The sequence below is a fragment of the Leifsonia sp. Soil_N53 genome (genome assembly GCF_057655165.1).
In genome coordinates, this window is the sequence record NZ_JBDGMM010000063.1 from 84,217 (window position 1) to 101,258 (window position 17,042).

At 72.1% G+C, this 17,042-nt stretch carries 15 protein-coding genes; 9 read left to right on the forward strand and 6 right to left on the reverse strand.

Annotated features, from left to right (window positions below):
* The first annotated feature begins 31 nt into the window (after positions 1-31).
* The 5 genes from AC3A3H_RS12510 to AC3A3H_RS12530 are packed head-to-tail and all read left to right on the forward strand — an operon-like array spanning position 32 to position 6,569.
* On the forward strand, positions 32-1,600 hold the full coding sequence (locus AC3A3H_RS12510) for a CoA-acylating methylmalonate-semialdehyde dehydrogenase (RefSeq protein WP_487614874.1): 1,569 nt from the start codon (positions 32-34) through the stop codon (positions 1,598-1,600).
* Between the two features lie 10 nt (positions 1,601-1,610).
* Positions 1,611-2,570 carry a 5-deoxy-glucuronate isomerase gene (gene iolB / locus AC3A3H_RS12515; protein ID WP_487614875.1) on the forward strand — a complete coding sequence of 320 codons (960 nt, stop codon included), beginning with the start codon at positions 1,611-1,613 and terminating at the stop codon, positions 2,568-2,570.
* Positions 2,567-4,504, forward strand: a complete 1,938-nt coding sequence (gene iolD / locus AC3A3H_RS12520) for a 3D-(3,5/4)-trihydroxycyclohexane-1,2-dione acylhydrolase (decyclizing) (protein WP_487614876.1) — start codon at positions 2,567-2,569, stop codon at positions 4,502-4,504. Before iolB ends, iolD begins: the two co-directional genes overlap by 4 nt.
* A gap of 43 nt (positions 4,505-4,547) precedes the next feature.
* On the forward strand, positions 4,548-5,492 hold the full coding sequence (locus AC3A3H_RS12525) for a sugar phosphate isomerase/epimerase family protein (RefSeq protein WP_487614877.1): 945 nt from the start codon (positions 4,548-4,550) through the stop codon (positions 5,490-5,492).
* Between the two features lie 51 nt (positions 5,493-5,543).
* The gene (locus tag AC3A3H_RS12530) at positions 5,544-6,569 is read left to right on the forward strand and encodes a Gfo/Idh/MocA family protein (RefSeq protein WP_487614878.1); all 1,026 of its coding nucleotides are present in this window, start codon (positions 5,544-5,546) and stop codon (positions 6,567-6,569) included.
* Between the two features lie 27 nt (positions 6,570-6,596).
* Here AC3A3H_RS12530 and AC3A3H_RS12535 read toward each other — a convergent pair whose 3' ends face one another.
* Entirely contained in the window at positions 6,597-7,355 is a 759-nt protein-coding gene (locus tag AC3A3H_RS12535; RefSeq protein ID WP_487614879.1) for a GntR family transcriptional regulator, read from the reverse strand.
* Positions 7,356-7,438: 83 nt separating this feature from the next.
* Positions 7,439-8,068 (reverse strand): LysE family translocator, encoded by a 630-nt coding sequence (locus AC3A3H_RS12540; RefSeq protein ID WP_487614880.1) that lies wholly within the window; start codon positions 8,066-8,068, stop codon positions 7,439-7,441.
* Positions 8,069-8,100: 32 nt separating this feature from the next.
* On the opposite strand from AC3A3H_RS12540, the gene AC3A3H_RS12545 reads away from it, so the two are divergent.
* Complete coding sequence (locus AC3A3H_RS12545) at positions 8,101-8,805, forward strand: class I SAM-dependent methyltransferase (protein ID WP_487614881.1); 705 nt, start codon at positions 8,101-8,103, stop codon at positions 8,803-8,805.
* Positions 8,806-8,855: 50 nt separating this feature from the next.
* Here the strand turns inward: AC3A3H_RS12545 and AC3A3H_RS12550 are convergent, their stop codons facing one another.
* Both AC3A3H_RS12550 and AC3A3H_RS12555 read right to left on the reverse strand, forming a co-directional pair.
* On the reverse strand, positions 8,856-9,878 hold the full coding sequence (locus tag AC3A3H_RS12550; RefSeq protein WP_487614882.1) for a sensor histidine kinase: 1,023 nt from the start codon (positions 9,876-9,878) through the stop codon (positions 8,856-8,858).
* A complete protein-coding gene (locus AC3A3H_RS12555; RefSeq protein WP_487614883.1) occupies positions 9,875-10,540 on the reverse strand; it encodes a response regulator transcription factor in 666 nt (221 codons plus the stop codon). The genes AC3A3H_RS12550 and AC3A3H_RS12555 overlap by 4 nt, the downstream gene beginning before the upstream one ends.
* A gap of 156 nt (positions 10,541-10,696) precedes the next feature.
* Between AC3A3H_RS12555 and AC3A3H_RS12560 the strand changes: the two genes are divergently transcribed.
* Together AC3A3H_RS12560 and AC3A3H_RS12565 are read left to right on the forward strand one after the other, a co-directional pair.
* Positions 10,697-11,476, forward strand: coding sequence for a COG4705 family protein (locus tag AC3A3H_RS12560; protein ID WP_487614884.1), 780 nt, complete (start codon positions 10,697-10,699; stop codon positions 11,474-11,476).
* A 50-nt stretch (positions 11,477-11,526) separates the two neighbouring features.
* Positions 11,527-12,345 (forward strand): hypothetical protein, encoded by an 819-nt coding sequence (locus AC3A3H_RS12565; protein ID WP_487614885.1) that lies wholly within the window; start codon positions 11,527-11,529, stop codon positions 12,343-12,345.
* A gap of 34 nt (positions 12,346-12,379) precedes the next feature.
* Here the strand turns inward: AC3A3H_RS12565 and AC3A3H_RS12570 are convergent, their stop codons facing one another.
* Positions 12,380-13,777, reverse strand: coding sequence for an APC family permease (locus AC3A3H_RS12570; RefSeq protein WP_487614886.1), 1,398 nt, complete (start codon positions 13,775-13,777; stop codon positions 12,380-12,382).
* A gap of 177 nt (positions 13,778-13,954) precedes the next feature.
* A complete protein-coding gene (locus AC3A3H_RS12575) occupies positions 13,955-14,962 on the reverse strand; it encodes a PHP domain-containing protein (protein WP_487614887.1) in 1,008 nt (335 codons plus the stop codon).
* Between the two features lie 98 nt (positions 14,963-15,060).
* Here AC3A3H_RS12575 and acs point away from each other — a divergent pair, with 98 nt between their 5' ends.
* Positions 15,061-17,040 (forward strand): acetate--CoA ligase, encoded by a 1,980-nt coding sequence (acs, locus tag AC3A3H_RS12580; protein ID WP_487614888.1) that lies wholly within the window; start codon positions 15,061-15,063, stop codon positions 17,038-17,040.
* Positions 17,041-17,042: the final 2 nt, after the last annotated feature.

Consider the following 17,042-nt stretch of genomic DNA (forward strand, 5'->3'; position numbering starts at 1 on the left):
CCCACCGCACGCAGTAGCACGAAGGAACACCATGACCAGCACCGAGACCACCACCACCGCCTCCGTCGTCGCCGGCGACCTGCCGACGATCCCGCATTGGATCGACGGGGCCGAGCGACCCTCCACGAGCGGGCGCACCGCTCCGGTCTTCAACCCGGCCCTCGGCGTCGCCACGGCGAACGTCGCCCTCGCCGACCAGGCCGAGGTCGATGCGGCGATCGCGTCGGCGCAGCGCGGCTTCGAGGTGTGGGGCCAGTACTCGATCGCCAAGCGGCAGTCGGTGCTGTTCGCGTTCCGCGAGCTGCTGAACGCGCGCAAGGGCGAGCTCGCCGCGATCATCACGGCCGAGCACGGCAAGGTGCTCTCCGACGCGATGGGCGAGATCCTGCGCGGGCAGGAGGTCGTGGAGCTGGCGACCGGCTTCCCGCACCTGATCAAGGGCGCGTTCTCCGAGAACGCGTCGACCGGCATCGACGTGTACTCCCTCAAGCAGCCGCTGGGCGTGGTGGGGATCATCTCGCCGTTCAACTTCCCGGCGATGGTGCCGATGTGGTTCTTCCCTGTCGCGATCGCGGCGGGCAATGCCGTGGTCCTCAAGCCGAGCGAGAAGGACCCGTCGGCCGCGCTCTGGCTGGCCGCGCTGTGGAAGGAGGCCGGCCTCCCGGACGGCGTCTTCACCGTGCTGCAAGGCGACAAGCTCGCCGTCGACGGCCTCCTCAACAGCCCGGTCGTGCAGTCCATCTCGTTCGTGGGCTCCACCCCGATCGCGCAGTACATCTACGAGACGGCCTCCAAGAACGGCAAGCGCGTCCAGGCGCTCGGCGGTGCGAAGAACCACATGCTGGTGCTGCCCGACGCCGATCTCGACCTGGTCGCCGACCAGGCGGTCAACGCCGGGTACGGCGCCGCGGGGGAGCGCTGCATGGCGGTCTCGGTCGTGCTGGCGGTCGAGCCGGTCGCCGACGACCTGATCGCCAAGATCACCGAGCGCATCGGCCGGCTGCGGATCGGCAACGGCGCGGGGGACGCGCAGGGCGAGCCGGACATGGGCCCCCTGATCACCGGGGCGCACCGCGACAAGGTCTCCGGCTACGTCGACATCGCCGAGCGGGACGGCGCGGACATTGTGGTCGACGGCCGTGGGTTCACGGTCGACGGCCACGAGGACGGCTTCTTCTTCGGCCCGACCCTGCTCGACAACGTCCCGCTGACCTCCGCCGCGTACCGCGAGGAGATCTTCGGACCGGTGCTGTCGGTCGTGCGGGTGCAGACGTTCCAGGAGGGACTCGACCTGATCAACTCCGGGCAGTTCGGCAACGGCACCGCGATCTTCACCAACGACGGCGGCGCGGCGCGGCGGTTCCAGAACGAGGTGCAGGTCGGAATGATCGGCATCAACGTGCCGATCCCCGTCCCGGTCGCCTACCACTCGTTCGGCGGCTGGAAGGCGTCGCTGTTCGGGGACGCCAAGGCGTACGGCGTGCACGGCTTCGACTTCTTCACCCGCGAGAAGGCGATCACCAGCCGCTGGCTCGACCCCGCGACGCGGCACGACTCCGGCAACAGCGGCATCAACCTCGGCTTCCCCCAGAACAGCTGAGGCCCCGGGGATGGCAGAGCACAACGAATGGTTTTTCCCGCGCGGCGCGCTCGGCGACCGCTGGTGGGAGTCCGTGGTGGACGACTCCCTCGACGGCTGGCAGCACACCGGCCTGCGGGTCGCGGAGCTCGCCGGCAACGCGGTCGAGCTGCCCGCCGGTGACGTCGAGCGCATCGTGGTCCCGCTCGCCGGGTCGTTCGCGGTCGAGCACGAGGGGGAGACGACCCACCTGGCCGGGCGGTCCAGCGTCTTCGACGGGCCGACCGACGTGCTCTACGTCGGCGCCGGCAACGCGCTGACGATCAGCGGCTTCGGCCGGGTCGCCGTGGCCGAGGCGCCGACGCGCGTCCGCAAGCCGTCGGCGTACCTCGCCAAGGCCGGCGTGCCCGTCGAGCTGCGCGGCGCGGGCCGCGACAGCCGCCAGGTGCACAACTTCGGCACCCCCGGCGCCTCCGGCGACCCGGGAGCGCTCGACGTCGCGGCGCTCATCGTCTGCGAGGTCATCACCCCCGCCGGCAACTGGTCGTCGCATCCCGCGCACAAGCACGACGAGGACGTTCCGGGGCACGAGTCCCAGCTCGAGGAGATCTACTACTTCGAGTCCGCTCCCGTGCGCGGCGCGAGCGCGCCGCCCACCGCCGACGCGTTCGGCAGCTTCGCCACCTACCGCTCGGCGGCAGGCGACATCGAGACGAACGCGCTCGTGCGCACCGGCGACATCGCCCTGGTGCCGTTCGGCTACCACGGCCCCGCCGTCGCGGCGCCGGAGTACGACCTCTACTACCTGAACGTCATGGCCGGCCCGGGCGACGAGCGCGCCTGGCTGATCAGCGACGACCCGCGCCAGGCGTGGCTGCGGAGCACGTGGGAGGGCGCGCAGCAGGACCCGCGCCTCCCCTACGGGACGAACGCCACCACCGCCGGCGGCGCGCCAGAGACCACCCCGGACACCGAAGGAGCCGTTCGATGACGACCCGCAGAATGACGGTGGCCCAGGCCCTCGTCGAGTTCCTCGCCAACCAGTGGACGGTCGACGGCGACGTCCGCGAGCGCACCATCCCGGGCGTCGTCGGGATCTTCGGGCACGGCAACGTGGCCGGACTCGGGCAGGCGCTCAAGCAGGCGAATGTACAGGACCCGACGCTGATGCCGTACTACCAGGCGCGCAACGAGCAGGCGATGGTCCACCAGGCGGTCGGATATGCGCGCATCCACCGCCGCCGTGCCACGCTCGCCTCCACCGCGTCGGTCGGCCCGGGCGCGGCGAATATGCTCACCGGCGCGGCGCTCGCGACCGCGAACCGCCTCCCCGCCCTGCTGCTGCCCTCCGACACATTCGCGACCCGCGTCGCGGACCCGGTGCTGCAGCAGCTCGAGCACCCGCACGACCTCGGCATCCAGGTCACCGACTCGTTCCGCCCGCTGTCGCGGTTCTTCGACCGCGTGCAGCGGCCCGAACAGCTCTTCTCGATCGCTCTCGCGGCCATGCGCGTCCTCACCGACCCGGCCGAGACGGGTGCGGTGACCATCGCGCTGCCGGAGGACGTCCAGGCCGAGGCACTCGACGTGCCGGAGGAGTTCCTGGCGCCGCGGGAGTGGCATGTCCGCCGTCCCGTGCCGGAGGGCTGGGCCCTGGCAGCGGCGGTCGAGGCGATCCGGGGCGCGCAGCGTCCGGTGATCGTCGCCGGCGGCGGGGTCCTCTACTCGGGCGCGGAGGACGCGCTGCGCGCGTTCGTGGAGGCCACCGGCATCCCCGCCGGGACGACGCAGGCCGGCGGCGGCTCGCTGAGCTGGGACCACCCGCAGTACCTGGGCGGCGTCGGCGCGACCGGCACCACCGCCGCGAACCGGATCACGGGGGAGGCCGACCTCGTGATCGGCATCGGCACCCGGTACAGCGACTTCACCACCGGCAGCCGCACCGTCTTCCGGAACCCCGCGGTGCGATTCGTGAACCTCAATGTCGCTCCCTTCGACGCCTACAAGCACGGGACGCAGCTCCCGCTGATCGCCGACGCGCGCGAGGCGCTCACCGCGTTGACCAGCGCGCTCGCCGGGCACAGCATGCACGCCGGCTACGCGACGTGGATCGCCGAGGAGAAGGCGGAGTGGGACGCGGTGGCGGACGCGGCGCTCGCGCCCGTTGCGACCGACGGCTCCGCTGCGACCGACCCGGCCGCACTGATCGGACAGCCGCAGATCATCGGCGCGGTGCAGCGCGCGTCCGACCCGCGCGACGTCGTCGTGCAGGCGGCGGGCTCCCTCCCCGGCGACCTCCACAAGCTCTGGCGCGTGCGCGACCCGCTCGGCTATCACGTCGAGTACGCGTTCTCGACGATGGGCTACGAGATCGCCGGCGGCCTGGGCGTCAAGCGCGGGCTGGAGGCGGCCGGCGACGATCGCGACGTCATCGTGCTGGTCGGCGACGGCTCCTACCTGATGCTGCACACCGAGCTGGCCACGGCGGTCGCCGAGGGCATCAAGATCGTCGTCGTGCTCATCCAGAACCACGGGTACGCCTCCATCGGCCACCTCTCCGAGACGGTCGGCTCCCAGCGCTACGGCACCCGTTACCGGTATCGCGACGAGGCCGAGCTGAACTTCGAGCGCGGGGACTTCCTGCCCGTCGACCTCGCCGCCAACGCCCGCAGCTTCGGCATCGACGTCATCGAGCTCGCGCCCGGCCCGGACGCGGCGGCCCGGCTGGAGGAGGCCGTGAAGGCGGCCAAGGCGAGCACTACGTCGACGCTCATCCACGTCGACTCCGATCCGTTCGTGTACGGCCCGGACGGCGAGGGCTGGTGGGACGTGCCGGTCGCGGAGGTCTCCGAACTGGAGAGCACCCAGACCGCCCGCGCCGCCTACCTCGAGCAGCAGAAGCGGCAGCGGCCCCTGCTCGGCTGAGCCCGCTGCACCGCTCCACCGCCCCGACCATCGAAGGACGACGATGACCGACACCGCCATCCACCGCCGCCCCGCCGACGCCCACACCTCCGGCCTCCGCATCGGCACCGCGCCCGACTCGTGGGGCGTCTGGTTCGCGGACGACCCTCGGCAGACCCCGTGGGACCGCTTCCTCGACGAGGCGCAGGCCGCCGGGTACCACTGGATCGAGCTCGGTCCGTACGGGTACCTCCCGACCGACCCTCGGCAGCTCCTCGACGAGCTCGCCGCGCGCGACCTGCGGATCAGCGGCGGCACCGTGTTCACGGGCTTCCACAAGGGCGCCGACCAGTGGGACCTCGTCGCTGAACAGGTCGAGAGGGTCGCGGCCCTGACCCGCGCGGTCGGCGGCGAGCACATCGTGGTCATCCCCGACCTCTGGCGGTCGGACGCAACCGGCGAGACGCTCGAGTCGCGCACCCTGACCGACGAGCAGTGGGAGTCACTCGCGGCAGGACACGACCGGCTCGGTCGTATGCTGCTGGAGGAATATGGTCTGCGCCAGCAGTTCCACTCGCACGCCGACTCCCATGTCGGCACGCATCGCGAGGTCGAGCGGTTGCTCGCGCAGACCGATCCGCGCTACGTGAACCTGTGCCTCGACACCGGTCACTTCGCCTACTACGGCGGCGACAACCTCAGACTCATCCGCGACCACCCGGACCGGATCGGCTACCTGCACCTCAAGCAGATCGACCCGGAGCTGCGCTTCGAGGTGCTGAAGAACGACATCGCGTTCGCCGACACCGCCACCGCCATCATGGTGGAGCCACCGGCGGGCATCCCGGACTTCGCGCCGATCATCGAGGCCGTCGCGGCCATCGACCCGGAGATCTTCGCGATCGTCGAGCAGGACATGCCCGGTGTCGACATCGACGTCCCGCTGGCGATCGCCACCCGCACCCGGCAGCACATCCTCGGGTGCTCGCCGCTGACCCGGACCCGCTGACCCGGACCGCTGACCGCCCCCTCCACCACGCACAGAATCGAGCCAGACCGAATGACCACCAGCAACCAGGACCTCTGCGTCGGCGTCGTCGGCGCCGGACTGATGGGCGCCGACCACATCCAGCGCATCGCCCGCACGATCAGCGGGGCGACGGTCTCCGCCATCGTCGAGCCCGATGCCGGCCGGGCCGAGGCCGCGGCGGCGACGGCTCCCGGCGCGCAGGCCTTCGCGAGCATCGAGGACGCGCTCGCGGCCTCGGCCCTCGACGCCGTGATCATCGCGACGCCCGGCCCGTTCCACGAGCCCGTGCTGGTGCCCGCGCTGGAGGCCGGGCTGCCGATCCTGTGCGAGAAGCCGCTCACGCCGGACAGCGTGTCGGCGCTGCGCATCGTGGAGCGGGAGCAGAAGCTCGACCGACCGCACATCCAGCTCGGCTTCATGCGCCGCTTCGACGACGAGTACCGCGCGCTGCGCGAGCTCATCGCCGGCGGGGACGCGGGGGAGCTGCTCATGCTCCGCGGAGTCCACCGCAACCCGTCCGTGCCCGAGAGCTACACCCAGTCGATGCTGATCACCGACTCGGTCGTGCACGAGCTCGACATCATGCCGTGGCTCGCCGGCTCGACGGTCCGCAGCGTCGAGGTCAAGCACGCCCGGCGCAACGCCCTCGCGCCCGAGCGGCTCCGGGAACCGATCCTGGTCCTCATCGAACTGGCGAACGGGGTGCTGGTGGACGTGGAGATGAACGTCAGCGCGCGTTTCGGCTACCAGGTCGGCACGGAGGCCGTGTTCCAGACCGGGATCGCCCGCATCGGCGAGCCGTCCGGGCTGCAGCGCTGGTCGGACGCACAGTTCTCGATCGCCGAGCACACCACGTTCACGACCCGGTTCGCGCGGGCGTACGACGCCCAGGTGCAGGCCTGGGTGAACGCGGTGCGCGACGGCTCCCTGGTCGCCGGACCCAGCGCGTGGGACGGCTATCTCGTGGCGCTCGCCTGCGAGGCCGGGGTCCGGGCGCTCGACGAGTCCGGCCCCATCCCGGTCGAGTCGCCCGCCCGCCCCGCGTTCTACGCCTGAGGGCCCGAGCCACGCTCGTCGGCCGTGTCAGCGGTCGACGAGCGTGAGCTCGAAGGAGTAGAGGTCGGGCCGGTAGACGTGCTGGCCGAACTCCACCGCCCGGCCGGAGTTGTCGAACGCGGTGCGCGACATCGTGAGCAGCGCCGACCCTCGGCGGATCTCCAACAGGTCCGCCTCGTTGGCGGTCGCGGCGCGCGCGCCGATCCGCTGGTTGGCGACGCGGATGGACACCCCGCGCGCCTTCAAGAGCTGGTAGAGGCCGCGGGTCTCCAGGTCCTCCCGGGTGATGTCGGTGAAGTCCTCCGGGAGCGTGTTCTCGAGGATCGCGAGCGGCACGCCGTCCGCCGACCGCAGCCGGGTGAGCTGCAGCACCGGGTCGCCGACCGGGACGCCCAGCTCCTTCGCCGCGGTCTCGTCCGCGATGCCGATCTCGTACGAGATGACCCGGGTCGTCGGGGTCTGGCCCGCCTGCCCGAGGTCCTCGTAGAGGCTGGTCAGCTCCACGTTGCGGGTCACACGGCCGTGGACCACCTGCGTCCCGATGCCGCGGCGGCGGACGAGGAGGCCCTTGTCGACGAGCTCCTGCAGCGCGCGCCGGATGGTCGGGCGGGACAGCCCGAGCCGGTTGCCGAGCGAGATCTCGTTCTCGAGGCGCGAGCCCGGGGGCACCGTCTCGGAGCGGATCGCCGCCTCCAGCGCCGTGGCGAGCTGGTAGTAGAGCGGCACCGGGCTGGCCTTGTCGAGGCTGTCGAACAGGTCCACGGGCAACGGGTACTCGGCTTGCATCCGTGTCCTCCACAGGTATCGCTAAATGTCAGAACAACCGTACACCTTGTGGATGATGTCAGCTCGTCAGGACAGCCGGACGTTCACTCCGTGGCGCTCAGCGCGATGGTCCCGATGCCGAGAGCGGCGAGGATCGCGGCCGAGATGCGCTCCAGCATCTTGGCCACCGTCGGCCGCTTGAGCCAGGCCATGGCGCGCGACGCCAGCAGGGTCACCCCCGTGAGGTAGGCGGCCGCGACGGCGGCGTCGATCGCGCCCAGCAGCAGCGTGTTGCCGATCGCGGAGCCGTCGTGCGGCACGAACTGCGGCGCGATGGCGAGGAAGAACAGACCGACTTTCGGGTTCATCACCGTCGACAGCATCCCGGCGAGGAAGCCGGAGCGCAGCGTCGTCGTCCGCACCTGCACGTCGGGGCCGTGCGCGGCCCGGCGGCGGCTGGCGATCAGCGCGGCGACGCCGAGGTAGATGAGGTAGAGGCCGCCGGCGATCTTGACGACGCGGTAGACCTCGGCGGACTGCTCCAGCAGCGCGGCCAGCCCGAACGCGACGGCGAGCGCCCACAGCATCGAACCCACCGCGGAGCCCGCCGACGCCGCGAGGCCGGCGCCCTGGCGAGCCAGGCTGTAGCGGAGCACGAGGAAGGTGTCGGGGCCGGGCGTCACCGCCAGGATCGCGCAGAGGCCCGCGAAGGCGAGCAGGGCGGGGGCTGTCATGGAGCAAGTGTAGAGGGGCGTAGGCTCCGGCCATGACGGACGACCTCCTCGCCGCAGTCCGTGCACGCTTCGACGGCCGGGCGGCGGAGTACGACCGGAGCGCGATGCACCGCGAGCTGGCTGCGGCGGTCGCGGACTTCGCCGACCTCGACGCCGTGGGAGACGTGCTCGACGTCGCAACCGGGACCGGCCTCGTGCTGAGGGCCCTCCGCGCTCGCGACCCCGCACTGCGGCTGACCGGCATCGACCTCTCCGGCGGGATGCTGAAGGTTGCCCGCGCCGAACTCCCGGACGCCACGCTGACCGAGGGCGACGCCACCGTGCTCCCCTTCGGGGACGACACGTTCGACCTGGTCACGTGCGCGACGGGGCTGCACCTGTTCCCGGACGCGGACGCCGCGGTCATGGAGTGGGCGCGCGTGCTCCGACCGGGAGGCCGGGTCGTCACCGCGACCTTCGGCGACGTCGACCTGTCCCAGCACGGTGGCCGGCCGGGCGCGGCGGTGGCCGGGCACGCCGGCGCGGGCCCGCACGGCGCCGAGCCGCCGCCCTACCCCACCCACCACGAGCGCTTCCGCACGCCGAAGCTCGTGGCCGAGGCTGTCGCCCCGGCCGGCCTCGTCGTCGCGCGGCACGCGTGGTGGACGCACGGCGACGACCGCGTCCTCCTTGCCGAGCTGCGTCGTGCGCCGGCGACTCCGGAGGTTCGGCGCGACACACCGCCCGGGAGTCCGTGACTGGCGGACATTCCGCGAGTGGAGCCGCGAATCTCCGGAGCTACGCGCAGCTACGCGGCGGCTGGCAGCCGCAGCTCGAGGGCGGTGCCGTCCGGGCCGGTGGAGGCCACGCGCACCTCGCCGCCGTGCCGCACCGCGACCTCGCGGACCAGCGCGAGCCCGATCCCGAATCCCGACCGGGAGCGGGCGTCGGTCGCGGCGGCGACGGGCGCCGCGCGCGCGAACCGGTCGAAGATCCGGGCGGGATCGATCCCCTGGATGCCGGGCCCCTGATCCGCGACCGTCAGGTACGCCGAACGCCCGTCCCGCCGGATCGTCGCCGTCACAACGCCGCCGGCGGGGGAGTGCGCGACCGCGTTGTCCAGCAGCGCTGTCGCGCAGCGCTGCAGCGTCGTGGCGGGGACGTCGCACGCCACCGCGTCCCGCACCTCCAGCAGCACCCGCACGTCCGCCTCCCCGGCGAGCACCTGCAGCGAGTCGACCGCGCGGCGCACCGGGTCGACCAGCGGCACCGGGCCGTCCGACGCGGCGGAGCGCTCCCGTTCCGGGTCGGCGGCGAGCAGCAGGTCGTTGACCACCTCGATCAGCGTCCGGGTGTCGTCGCGCAGCTCGGCCACCGTCGCGGCCGAGGGGTCGCCGTCCGGCAGGCCGCGCTGGAGCACCTGCAGGCGCGCGTCGAGCACCGCCAGCGGTGTGCGGAGCTCGTGGCTGGCGTCCGCCACGAAGTCCCGCTGCCGGCGCAGCGCCTCCCCGAGCGGCCGCACCGCCCGCCGCGTGACGACCACGGCGAGCACGCCGGCCACCGCGACCGCCAGCACGCCCACGATGATGAAGGCGAGCATCGCGTCGACCGTGTCGATGTAGATCTTGTGCTCGCCCGGGCGCGGGGCCTCCTGCAGCTCAGACGGCTGGAGCTGGTCGAGCACGAAGAAGAAGGCGACGCCGATCGCGGCGACGACTAGCGCACCGGAGGCGATGGTGAGCTGGAGGCCGACCGTCCGGGAGGCGCGCCGAACCTCCCGGTAGTCCACGTCGTCGCGCCGCGTCGCCGCCTTCGGGGCCGCCTTCCTCACAGCTGCCCCAGCCGGTAGCCCTCGCCGCGAACGGTCGCGATGATCTCGGGGTCGGTCTTGCGCCGCAGGTAGTGAACGTAGGTGTCCACGGTGCCGGGCTGCTCGTCCGCCTCGAACACGGCCTCCAGGATGTGCGCGCGCGAGAAGGTGCGCAACGGGCTCTCCGCCAGCAGCCGCAGCAGGTCGGACTCCCGTTCGGTGAGCTGGATGCGGCCCTCGTAGGGCGAGTAGATGCTGCGGCTCTCCGGGTAGAACCGCCACTCGCCGACCGGCAGCTCACGTCCCTCGCCGGTGAAGGTGCGGGTGAGCGCCCGCAGCCGCGCCAGCAGCTCGTCGAACTCGAACGGTTTGACGAGGTAGTCGTTCGCCCCGGCGTCCAGGCCGTCCACCCGGTCGCGGAGGGCGCCCAGCGCGGTGAGCATGATGATCGGCGCGACGACGCGGCCGTCCCGCAGCTTCCCGACCAGGGTCACCCCGTCGATGCCGGGCAGCCGGCGGTCGACCACCATCGCGTCGAAGCGCTCGCCGAGGCCGACCGACAGACCGGTCTCCCCGTCGACCACCCGCGTCACGTCGTACACCTCCGAGAGCACCTGCTCGATGAGCGAGCCGAGCCGCGCGTCGTCCTCGACGAGCAGCACACGCGGCCGGGCGGCTTCCATGTCGTTCAACTTAGCGCGGCCCCGTCCGCACGAGCGGTGGTGTCGTGGCGGTCATGGCGTCCTCCTCGACCAGCAAGCCTGCGCGCCTCCTCCCCAGATGCCGCCCAGAATCGGCCTCTCAGAGGATTCTGGGGTCCGCTGCGCGATGCTGACGGGATGCTGCGCAACAAGGTCCCGGCCGTCACCGCGCTGTTCTGGGTGACCAAGCTGCTCACCACCGCGATGGGCGAGACGACCTCCGACTTCCTGGTCAAGAATTTCGACCCCGTCGTCGCCGTGATCGCCGTGTTCGTGGTCTTCGCCGCCGCCCTCGCGCTGCAGTTCGCGGTGCGCCGGTACATCCCGTGGGTCTACTGGCTGGCGGTGCTGATGGTCGCGGTGTTCGGCACGATGGCCGCCGATGTCCTCCACATCGTCATCGGCGTCCCGTACCTGGCGTCGACGGCGGTGTTCGCGGTCGTCCTGGCCGCGGTGTTCGTCGTCTGGCACCGCACGCAGCGGACGCTGTCCGTGCACCGCATCGACACGCACGCCCGGGAGTTCTTCTACTGGTGCGCCGTGCTGGCGACGTTCGCGCTGGGCACCGCGGCCGGGGACCTGACCGCCACGACCTTCGGGCTCGGCTATCTGGTGTCCGGGATCCTGTTCGGCGTGCTGTTCGCCGTCCCGGGCGTCGCGTACCGCTGGTGGGGCTTCGGCGCGACCGCAGCCTTCTGGACCTCATATGTTCTGACCCGCCCGTTCGGGGCCTCGATCTCGGACTGGCTCGCCGTCTCGCACGCCCGCGGCGGCCTCGGCCTGGGCGCCGGGCCGGTCAGTCTGGCGCTGTTCGCGGGGATCGTGGCGTGCGTCGTGGTGCTGAGCGTGCGCCGTCCGGGTGCCCCGGGGACGCCGGCGGCGGAGGGGCGCGTGAGCGCGTCCATCCCCGCCGACTAGCGGATCCTCCGGGTTCCCTTCGAGCGAGCCGCTGGTACCCTCGATCGGGTATGCAGCCCGCAGACCCCTCTCGCTCCCGCGGCCGCCGCTCGGCGGGCCGTCGCGCCGCCGCACCCGCGGCGAGGCGAAGGGGTGCGCCGACGGCATCGCGCACTGCGTCCGGCCCGGGTGCCGCAGCCGTCGCGGCGCCCGCGCGCAGGCGGGCGCTGCGCCGTCCGCTCCGGCTCCCGCTCCATCACCGCCTCGGCGTCTCGCTCGCGGTCATCGCGCTGGTCTGCGGCTTCTCGATCGTGCCGACGGACGCCGCGCTCGCCGCGACGGTGATCGGCCCGGAGGCCACGACACTTGCGCCCGGTGCCCCCGCGCCCGCGCCTGCCCAGCACCTCCTGGTGGACGCCACGATCGGCGCGCCGGTCGTCAACCGCGACTCCCTCGGCGCGACGGACAGCATCGAGAGCCTCGCCCGCATCGGGACGAACGAGTCCTGGGCGCAGCTCGTGCTGATGTTCGGCGGCTGGCCGACGACCAAACCCAACGTGGACTTCATGCTGCGCTGGATGCGCCAGGAGAACGGCCCGCCGGACTGGTGGAACCGCAACAACCCGCTCAACAACGGCTACGGCTCGGGAGGCGGTGCGGGCTTCGGCAGCTACCCCGACCTCGTGACCGCGGCCAAGTACTGCGCCGAGAACCTCCAGCGCGGCTATCCCGGCGTGACCGCCGGACTCACCGCGGGCACGAGCGCCGACGTGACGGCCGCCGCGATCTGGGCCTCCCCGTGGGCGAGCAGCCACTACGGCTACGGCTCGCACTGGAGCACGGCCCCGGTCCAGATCGTGCAGGCCCCCGCCTCCGCCTGGGGCGACTAACCCCCACCCCCATTACGTGCCCCTCGGCCATGGGTTAGCGCGCAGCCTCGGAGGGTGCGCCCTCGCGGGTGATGATCGCGGCGTTCCCGTCCTCGTCCAGCTTCACGCCGAGGCGCGTGCGGAAGGCGCGGGTGAGCACCAGCAGGGTCACGATGCCGATCGCCAGCCAGATCAGGCCGTAGGTGAGCGCGTCGAAGTGGAGGTTCGCCCACAGCACGCCCGTCAGCAGCATCCCGATGGCCGGCAGCCCGATGTTGCGCACGATCTGCTTCGCGCCGTGCACCTGCCGCTTGCGGATCGCGAAGTGGATGATGACCGTCGCGTTCACCACGGTGAACGCGATGAGCGCGCCGAAGTTGATCATCGACGACACGAACTCCAGCGTGAAGGCCGCAGCGAGCAGCGACACCGCGCCGACCAGCAGCACGGCCACGGCCGGCGTGCGGAACCTCGGGTGGATGAACGAGAGCGTGCGCGAGAGGCGTCCGTCGCCGTTCCGCGCCATCACGTAGATCATGCGCGAGACGCTCGCGTGCGAGGCGAGGCTGGAGGCCACCGCCGCCGCGACCGCCGCCGAGATGAAGAGGATCTGGAAGAGCAGGCCGCCGGTCTTGAGCGCGATCTCCGGAAGGGTGTCGTCGGTGAAGTGGAAGCCGGCCAGGGTCGGGAAGCGCGACTGCGCGAACCAGGCGGCCACGAAGAAGATCGCGCCGCCGATCATCAGCGCGAGCACGATCGCCTTCGGCACCGTGCGGGCGTCCTTGGCCTCCTCGGTGTACATCGTGATCGCGTCGAAGCCGATGAACGAGAAGCAGACGACGGTCGCGCCGCCGATCACCGCGCCGAGGTGGACGCCCTCGTGGAACAGCGGCGCGAGGCTGAAGGCCGTCCCGTTGCCGGAGCCGGTGTTCAGCGACGCCCAGGTCAGCGCCACGAACACCGCGATCAGCACGATCTGGAACGCCACCAGGACGCCGTTGACCTTGGAGGTGGACGACATGCTGAACAGGTTCATCGCCGTGATCACCGCCACGTAGCCGACCACCCAGATCCAGCCGGGCACCTGCGGGAAGAACGACTCCAGGTAGAGCCGCACGATGAGCGCGTTGACCAGCGGCAGCAGCAGGTAGTCGAGCAGCGACGACCAGCCGACGAGGAAGCCGACGTTCGGGTGGATGGTCTCCGACGCGTAGGTGTAGGCGGAGCCCGCCGACGGGAAGACCCGCGTCATCCGGCCGTAGCTCACCGCGGTGAACACCATCGCCACGAGCGCGAAGAGGTACGCGGCCGGGACCACGCCGTTGGTCTCCCCGGTCACGATCCCGAAGGTGTCGAACACGGTCATCGGGGTCATGTAGCCGAGGCCGAGCCCGACGATCGCCCAGAGGCCGAGGGACCGTCGCAGTGCGGTGGGTGCGGGGTTGGTGGACACGCGAGCTCCTTCGCTGCAGTCGGGGACGTGCCATAGTAAACGCACATCGCGACGAATTCCGAATCGGAGACGACGGATCACATAGCCATACGGGCGATTTCACCACGGAATACGTGGCGAAATCGTGTTTTGTACACCGATCTCAGCCGTGGGCCTGCACGGGCCTCGCGGGCCCGGCTACTTCGCCAGCCACTCCCGCAGGCGGGGCAGCGGCCACGTCGTCACGATGCGCTCCGCCGGCACGCCATTGGCCGCCGCCCGCGCCGCGCCGTAGGCGAGGAAGTCGAGCTGCCCCGGCGCGTGCGCGTCGGTGTCGATCGAGAACAGGCAGCCCGCGTCGAGGGCGCGCTGGATGAGCTCGTCCGGCGGGTCCTGCCGCTCCGGGCGCGAGTTGATCTCGACCGCGACGCCGTTCTCGGCGCACGCCGCGAACACCGCGTCGGCGTCGAACTCGCTCGGCGGCCGGGTGCCGCGCGAGCCCTGCACGAGCCGTCCCGTGCAGTGGCCCAGCACGTTCGTGTGCGGGGCGCGGATGCCGCCGAGCATCCGCGCGGTCATCGTGCGGCTGTCCGCGCGCAGCTTGGAGTGCACGCTCGCGACCACGACGTCCAGCCGATCGAGCAGGGCGGGCGTCTGGTCGAGCGTGCCGTCCTCGAGGATGTCGACCTCGATGCCGGTCAGCAGGGTCACGCTGCCGGTGTCGAGCCCGGCGATGACGTCGAGCTGCTCCGTCAGCCGCTCGGCGCTGAGGCCGCTCGCGACCGTGAGCGTGGGGGAGTGGTCGGTGATCGCCTGGTATTCGCGGCCCAGCGTGGCCGCCGCCGCGGCCATCACCTCGATGGGCACCGTGCCGTCCGACCACTCGGTGTGGCTGTGGAGGTCGCCGCGCAGCTGGGCGCGCAGCTCCGCGCCGCCGGAGTCCAGCGGCTCGGCGTTGCGTTCGCGCAGGTCGGCGAGGTAGGCGGGGACCTCCCCGTCGACCGCCTGCGAGATCACCTGGAAGGTGCGGTCGCCGATCCCCTTCGTGCGCTTGAGCCGGCCGTCGGCGACCCGCGCCGCGACCTCGTCCGTCCCGAGCGGCGCGATGATCGCGGCCGCCTTCCGGAACGCCTGGACCTTGAACGACGGGGCGAGCTCGCGCTCGAGCCAGAAGGCGATCTCGTTCAACGCCGCAACCGGTTCCATGCCCCTATGCTCCCACCCACCCCTTCTACTCGCCGAGGGGTTACGGGGGGTTACGGGGGGAGGCGGGCGTCGGGGGCGCGCGCCGCTAGCGTCGGAGGGTGAGCAGCGCGATCGAGAACCTGGGCCGCGAGTCCCGCCTGTACGAGCCGAGCGCCGAGTTCGCGGCGCAGGCGAACGTCGGCGCCGACGTGTTCGCGGAGGCCGCCGCCGATCCGGTCGCCTTCTGGGAGAAGCAGGCCGCGCGCCTCGACTGGGCAGAGCCCTGGCACACCGCGCACACCTGGGAGCCCGCCACCGCCGGCCCGGACGGGGAGCTCAGCGTCCCGCGCGCCGAGTGGTTCGCCGGCGGCCGGCTGAACGCCGCAGTCAACTGCGTCGACCGGCACGTCGCCGCCGGGCGCGGCGACCGCGTCGCCCTGCACTTCGAAGGCGAGCCGGGCGACCGGGAGACCGTCACGTACGCCGAGCTGCAGCGCCGCGTCGCCCACGCCGCCAACGCCCTCACCGCCCTCGGCGTCGGGAGGGGCGACCGGGTCGTGGTCTACCTCCCGGTGCTCGTGGAGACCGTCGTCGTCACCCTCGCGATCGCCCGCGTCGGCGCCATCCACTCGCTCGTGTTCGGCGGCTTCTCCGCCGAGGCGCTGCGGTTCCGGGTGGAGGACACCGGCGCGAAACTCCTGGTGACCTCCGACGGGCAGTTCCGCCGCGGCGCCGCCGTGCCGGTGAAGGCGCAGGCCGACGCCGCCGTCGCGGGCGTCAACGCGATCGAGCACGTGCTCGTCGTGCGCCGCACCGGGGACCTCACCCCGGACATCCCGTGGACCCCCGGCCGCGACGTCTGGTGGCACGAGGCCGTCGAGACCGCCCCCGCCGAGCACGAGCCCGAGTTCTTCGACGCGGAGACCCCGCTCTTCATCATCTACACGTCGGGCACCACCGGGCGGCCGAAGGGCGTCGTCCACACCACCGGCGGCTATCTCACGCAGGCGTCGTGGAGCCACTGGGCGCTGTTCGACGCGAAGGACTCCGACGTCTACTGGTGCACCGCCGACCTCGCCTGGGTGACGGCGCACACCTATGTGCTGTACGGGCCGCTCTCCAACGGCGCGACCTCCGTCATCTACGAGGGGACGCCGAACACCCCGACCACCGCCAGGCACTTCGAGATCATCGAGCGCTGCGGCGTGACGACGTACTATACGGCGCCGACGCTGATCCGCACGTTCATGAGCTGGTTCCCGCAGGGGCTGAGCGCGGCGGGCGACTGGGACCTCTCCAGCATCCGCCTGCTGGGCACCGTGGGGGAGGCCATCAACCCGGAGGTCTGGGTGTGGTTCCGCGAGCAGCTCGGCGCCGGCCGCGCGCCCGTGGTCGACACCTGGTGGCAGTCGGAGTCCGGCGCGGCCATCGTCGCCCCGCTCCCCGGCGTCACCGCGCTGAAGCCCGGTTCGGCGACCGTCGCGGTCCCGGGCGTCAGCGTACGGGTCGTCGACGAGCACGGGGAGGACGTGCCGCGCGGCTCCGGCGGCTCCATCGTCATCGACGGCACCTGGCCGGCGATGTCGCGCACCGTGTGGGGCGACCCGGAGCGCTACCGCGACTCGTACTGGCGGGCGTTCGCCGACCGCGGCTACTTCCTCGCCGGCGACGGCGCGGCCGTGGACGACGACGGCTACCTGTGGCTGCTCGGGAGGCTCGACGACGTGATCAACGTCTCCGGCCACCGCCTCTCGACCATCGAGATCGAGTCGGCGCTGGTCGCGCATCCGTCGGTCGCGGAGGCCGCCGTGGTCGGCGTCGGCGATGCGACGACCGGCCAGGCGGTGGCGGCGTTCGTCATCGCGGCCGGCGAGGCGCCCGATCCGTCCGGCCTGCGCGACCAGGTGGCGCGCGCGATCGGAGCGATCGCCAAACCGCGTCACGTCGTGGTGGTGGACGACCTCCCGAAGACGCGCTCGGGCAAGATCATGCGCCGCCTGCTGGTCGACCTCTTCGACGGGAGGCCGCTCGGCGACACCACCTCGCTGCAGGACGAGACGGTGCCGGGCCGCATCGCGGAGGTGCTGGCGGCGCGCTGAGG

Coding starts and splice junctions, on each gene's coding strand:
- AC3A3H_RS12510 (WP_487614874.1), top strand. CDS start 32: ATGACCAGCACCGAGACCACCACCACCGCCTCCGTCGTCGCCGGCGAC.
- iolB (WP_487614875.1), top strand. CDS start 1,611: ATGGCAGAGCACAACGAATGGTTTTTCCCGCGCGGCGCGCTCGGCGAC.
- iolD (WP_487614876.1), top strand. CDS start 2,567: ATGACGACCCGCAGAATGACGGTGGCCCAGGCCCTCGTCGAGTTCCTC.
- AC3A3H_RS12525 (WP_487614877.1), top strand. CDS start 4,548: ATGACCGACACCGCCATCCACCGCCGCCCCGCCGACGCCCACACCTCC.
- AC3A3H_RS12530 (WP_487614878.1), top strand. CDS start 5,544: ATGACCACCAGCAACCAGGACCTCTGCGTCGGCGTCGTCGGCGCCGGA.
- AC3A3H_RS12535 (WP_487614879.1), bottom strand. CDS start 7,355: ATGCAAGCCGAGTACCCGTTGCCCGTGGACCTGTTCGACAGCCTCGAC.
- AC3A3H_RS12540 (WP_487614880.1), bottom strand. CDS start 8,068: ATGACAGCCCCCGCCCTGCTCGCCTTCGCGGGCCTCTGCGCGATCCTG.
- AC3A3H_RS12545 (WP_487614881.1), top strand. CDS start 8,101: ATGACGGACGACCTCCTCGCCGCAGTCCGTGCACGCTTCGACGGCCGG.
- AC3A3H_RS12555 (WP_487614883.1), bottom strand. CDS start 10,540: ATGGAAGCCGCCCGGCCGCGTGTGCTGCTCGTCGAGGACGACGCGCGG.
- AC3A3H_RS12560 (WP_487614884.1), top strand. CDS start 10,697: ATGCTGCGCAACAAGGTCCCGGCCGTCACCGCGCTGTTCTGGGTGACC.
- AC3A3H_RS12565 (WP_487614885.1), top strand. CDS start 11,527: ATGCAGCCCGCAGACCCCTCTCGCTCCCGCGGCCGCCGCTCGGCGGGC.
- AC3A3H_RS12575 (WP_487614887.1), bottom strand. CDS start 14,962: ATGGAACCGGTTGCGGCGTTGAACGAGATCGCCTTCTGGCTCGAGCGC.